1 protein-coding gene and 2 pseudogenes are annotated in these 4,510 nt (G+C 74.4%); all 3 read left to right on the forward strand.

Annotated elements, in window-relative coordinates; translation table 11 throughout:
* Positions 1-1,773, forward strand: a pseudogene (locus FRCN3DRAFT_RS43045) (hypothetical protein); the annotation flags it as partial.
* Positions 1,774-1,869: 96 nt separating this feature from the next.
* On the forward strand, positions 1,870-3,159 hold the full coding sequence (locus FRCN3DRAFT_RS43050) for a hypothetical protein (RefSeq protein ID WP_007520565.1): 1,290 nt from the start codon (positions 1,870-1,872) through the stop codon (positions 3,157-3,159).
* 13 nt (positions 3,160-3,172) lie between these two features.
* Positions 3,173-4,510, forward strand: a pseudogene (locus tag FRCN3DRAFT_RS0206950) (hypothetical protein); the annotation flags it as partial.

The following is a 4,510-nucleotide window of genomic DNA, read 5'->3' on the forward strand; positions in this document are numbered from 1 at the left end:
GTGGCTGGCCGCGCGCGCCGCGATGACCGCGATGACGGGGTGCCACGGCTGGTCGCGGTCGGCTGCGTCCTCGCGATGGTCATCGCCCTGCCGGTGGCCGCCGCGAACGAGAACCGTCACAGTAGCGCCGCTGACGACACCGCGGCGGTCTCGGAGGCCGACAGGTATCGACCCAAGGCGACCATCGACGTGGGATGGGCGGGTCTCGACGAGGTCACCCGAAAGGCCCTGAGCGGGCGGGTTGGCGCCGGCGCGTGGTGCCCGGCGAAGCCGCCCGCGCAGGCGCCCGGTGGCGGGTTCGGCGCCCGCTGCCCGCAGGCGGCGGAGGCCACGCTGGACGGCTCCGCCCAGCAGGCCGCCGTCGACGCGATGACGAAGGAACTGCAACCCGGGGCGGTGGGCTCCGTCGTCGCCCTGGAGGTCAGCGACGGCAAGCTGCTGACCCTCGCCACCGGCACCGGCACCGGCACCGGCGGCTCGGGCGGCACCGCGCCGCCCGCCACGGCCACGCCCTCCGCCACGCCCACCCCGTCCGTCACTCCTACGCCGTCCACCGCCGCCACGCCCTCCGGGCCACCGTCGCCGAGCACGCCGTCGCCGACCGGCGGGGCGAAGCGGCAGGAGAGCCCGAAGCCGTCCAGCGGTGCGTCGACGTCGGGCGGGGGGGCCGGAGCCTCGCCGTCCACCGCCGGCCCCAAGACCCCGCCGCCAGCGGATGCCAACCCCCTCTCGGCGGCGGCCGGCCCGGGCCGGCCGATGGTCACGCCCGCCGGAGTGTCGCCGGTGACCGCTGACCCCTCCGGCGGCGCGAGAACCGGAAGCGGGCGGGTCGATCGGGAGGGGTGGTGGGCCGCGGCCCCCACGGGTGACATCGGCTCGTTGCTGATCCTGTCCGCGCTCTCGAGCGACTCCGGATACGACGCGGCGGCGAAGACCGCCCGCGATCAGCTAAGGCGGGAAGCGCTGCAGGTACTGGTTGACCAGAAGCAGACGGTCGCCGGGAAGCCGATCGACCAGAGGCAGGTCGACGACGCGTTCGCGCCGGCGCCTCCCGACCGAAACGCGGCCGACAGGATTCTCGCCTCGGCCGACGAAGCGATCCGGAAGGACCCGCGATACCAGGCGTGCGTCGAGCTGCCGAAGGATCCGCACTCGACACCTCGGTTCCTCGCGGGCGAACGCTGCGGGAAGGTTCTCGCCCTCGTCGCCGGCGCACTGCCCGCCCCGACACCCGCCCCGACACCCGGCAAGGATCTCAGTCCCGTCCTCGGACCGTTGCTCACGGCGGTCGCCCTCGACGGCAAGGCCGGCGAGCAGCTGGGCAAGGAGGGACTCGACAGCGGGGACCACTCCGGCGTCGACGGGATCACGGTTGGGTCGGCCCAGGACTGCGGCCCTGACCTCAGCACCTGCCTCTGGGCGAGCCCGCTGCAGGTGGCGACCGCGCTCGCCGGGCTCGCCACGCTGAACGAGAAGTCGCCCGGCAAGCTGCCGGCGCCCTACCTGCTGACCGGCGGTGGCGCCGCCGACCAGGACCGCCAGGCCGGCGACGACCTCACGGCCCTGAAGGATCTCGGTGACCTCGGCACTCGGGCCACCTTCTCGGTGTTGGCGGGCGACGCGGGCGCCTGGTCGGTCCAGTTCGTCAAGGACGGTGCCAAGATCACTCGGGTGGTGGTCGCCTACGTCGCCGCGTCCGACGGAAATCCAGACCTCGCGGCGGCGGCGGCGCGGGCACTGACGGCACCGGTCGCCGATGTGCTGGACGGATGACGGTGAGCGAAACATGGGCGAGGAAACACCGTCGGCGGCTAGTTCGGGGGGCTTGATGAGGTGCGGGGACGCCTTCGGGCGGTCGGGACGGTGCCGATGACGCGGCCGAGTGGGTCGGCGGAGCGGGCCGCGGCAAGCCGGATCGGGCTGTGGGGCGCGACGGAGAGCGGCAAGACGACGATGCTCGCCGCCCTGCGGCTCGCGGTCGGCGACCAGCCCGACAGGGAACAGGGCTGGCTGCTGTACGGCGGCAACGAGCCGAGTTCGCGCTTCCTGCGCCGGATCACCGCCCAGCTGAACGCGGGCAGCTTCCCGGAGGCGACCCTCGACTCGGTGCACGAGCTGACCTTGAGACTGGTGAAGCCGCAGACGGTCGGCTGGTGGTCTCGGCTGCGGCGGCGGGGCCAGCGGATCCGGGAGTTCGAGATCGTCCTGGTCGACGTCGGTGGCCGGCGCTACGGCCCGGACGCGGCGGACCTCTCGACTCCCGACATCGACTTCGGCGACGAGGACCCGGTCGGCGGGTCGTTCGGCGCCGCCTCGGGGACCGACGACCAGGTCGAGCGGCTGGTCGACCACCTGGCCCGGGCCGACGGGATCGTCTACCTGTTCGATCCCCTGCGGGAGCTGGCCACCCACGACACGTTCCAGTACCTGGACAGCATGCTCGAGCGCGTCACCGCGCGGGCCGCCCAGCTGGGTCGGCTGCGGGATGGCCGGCTGCCGCACTATCTGGCGGTCTGCATCAACAAGATCGACGACCCGATCGTGTTCAACCGCGCCTATGACGGCGCGTTCCTGTCTGCCGGCGACAACGACCTGCTGCTCCCGCAGATCACCAGTGAGGATGCCGCGGACTTCTTCCAGACGCTCTGCGCCCTGCGTGAGGCCACCAGCGGGCCGAGGGTCCGCGGAGCGATTGAGACGCACTTCAGCCCCGGACGGGTCCGGTACTTTGCCAGCTCGTCGGTCGGCTTCTACGTCGGCCCCGCCGGCTATTTCCGGGTTCAGGACTTCCGTAACGTCGCCACCAGCGAGGCGGGGGCGCGCATCCGCGGCCCGATCCGTCCGGTAGGCGTGTTGGAGCCCTTTCTGTGGTTGGAGGAGTCGATCCGCAAGGGCCGTCCACCCGGGGTCGCGCCGGTCACGCCGACGGGCGGGCCCCGCTGGGACACGTCCGTCGACAACCTCGACCCGGACCTCGACCCCGACCTGGCGCCCCCGCCCGACCTGGCGCCCCCGCCCGACCTGGCGCCCCCGCCGGACCTGGCGCCGCCCGTGCCGAGCGCTGGTCGGCAGCCCCCGCCGGATTTGTCTGACGAGGAGCGCCCAGCCACCTTCACTCCGTCGGCGGCCGTGACCTTCGACGACGAGGACGAGGTCTAGCCGAGGTGGGCCGGTGAGCCGGTCACCAGCCGACGAGCCACGGCGGCGGTCCCCGGTGGACCCGACCGCTGGCGCCCGGCGGGTCGCGGCTGGCTGGGCGGTCTACGGCAAGCAGGCCGGCGCCTCGGATGACTACGCGGTGCAGCGCGCGAGCAACGCGTACTTCAGCCGGGCCGACTACGACAGCATTCTTCGCCGCTTCGGTCCCGGTACGCCACCACCGCGGGCCAGCCGGCCGGGCGCCGCCGCCCTGCCCTGGGCCACCGTCAGTTACGCCCCGCTGAACCCGCTCGCGGGCAGGGCTGGCGGCGCGGCCGGCGCGGAAACGGGAACGGGAACGGGAACGGCCCTGGTTACCGGCGCCGGTGGCCCGGGGCCGGTCGGCCCGGGCGTACTCGGGATCGCCGTGCGCGACTGGACAGACCTGGCCGACGCCGCCGGCCGGCGGGTGGCCGGCACGACCTACCTGTGCGCGCCGTTCGCCGCGCTCGCCGCCGTTGCCGTCGGCTACCAGGGCCTGTACGAGGCTCTGCGGCACGACCCCGAGGTGGCGGCCGCCGTCGGGCCGGACGCCGTGGGCGTGTCGCACGACCGCGACACCAGCATCGCCGTCCGCCCCGCTCCCGTCCCCGAGCCCGCGGCGCCGGCGGCCGTGGGAGACGACGTGCCGGGCGCCGTACCGCTCGGGTCCCTGGCCGGGCTCGACGCCGGCCGGATCGCCGACCGGCTGGCGGGTGAGAACTTCCGGCTCGCCGCCGGGATCGCCGCGTTGCTGCTGTGCCAGCCGGTGGCGCTCCTGGGGGCGTCGGCGGCGGGAAGCTGGGAACAGGTGGAGGAGCGTCTTGGCTTCCTCGACGCCGTCGCCGCACTGCTTCCCTACGGCCAGCGGGCGCGGCTCGTCGCCAGCACCTGGGCGGACTCGGGCACCGAGCACCGGATACGGCTCGCCTACACCGATCGGCCGCGGCCGGGCGAGGCCGAGGTGCGGTTCGCGAGCGCCGGCCGGCCGGCGAGCCTGCCCGGGCTGCCGTTCCCGGCGGCGGACTACTTCGAGCTGCTGGTCGACCTGCGGGAACGTCGCGGCCTGCCGGTCGAACAGATCATCGCCCACCTCTGGAAGCGGCAATACCGGCCCGCGCATCGGATCGCCGACCCGCTGTACGCGCTCCTGTGCCTCGCCGACCTGCCCGGCCCGGCGTTCTTCGCCGGCAGTCTCCTGACCTCGGCCAGGGCCCGGCATACGGCCCAGCTGGCCGCCGCCGCGGCCTCGGACCGTGGCCGGCAACGCGCGTTGCGGCAGCGGGCCGCCCGCGAGGACCTGACCGACACCGTCGCCCTGCTGCGCGCCCAG

Origin of the sequence: Pseudofrankia saprophytica (assembly GCF_000235425.2) — a bacterium.
Lineage (GTDB): Bacteria > Actinomycetota > Actinomycetes > Frankiales > Frankiaceae > Pseudofrankia > Pseudofrankia saprophytica.

Coding starts and splice junctions, on each gene's coding strand:
- FRCN3DRAFT_RS43050 (WP_007520565.1), top strand. CDS start 1,870: ATGACGCGGCCGAGTGGGTCGGCGGAGCGGGCCGCGGCAAGCCGGATC.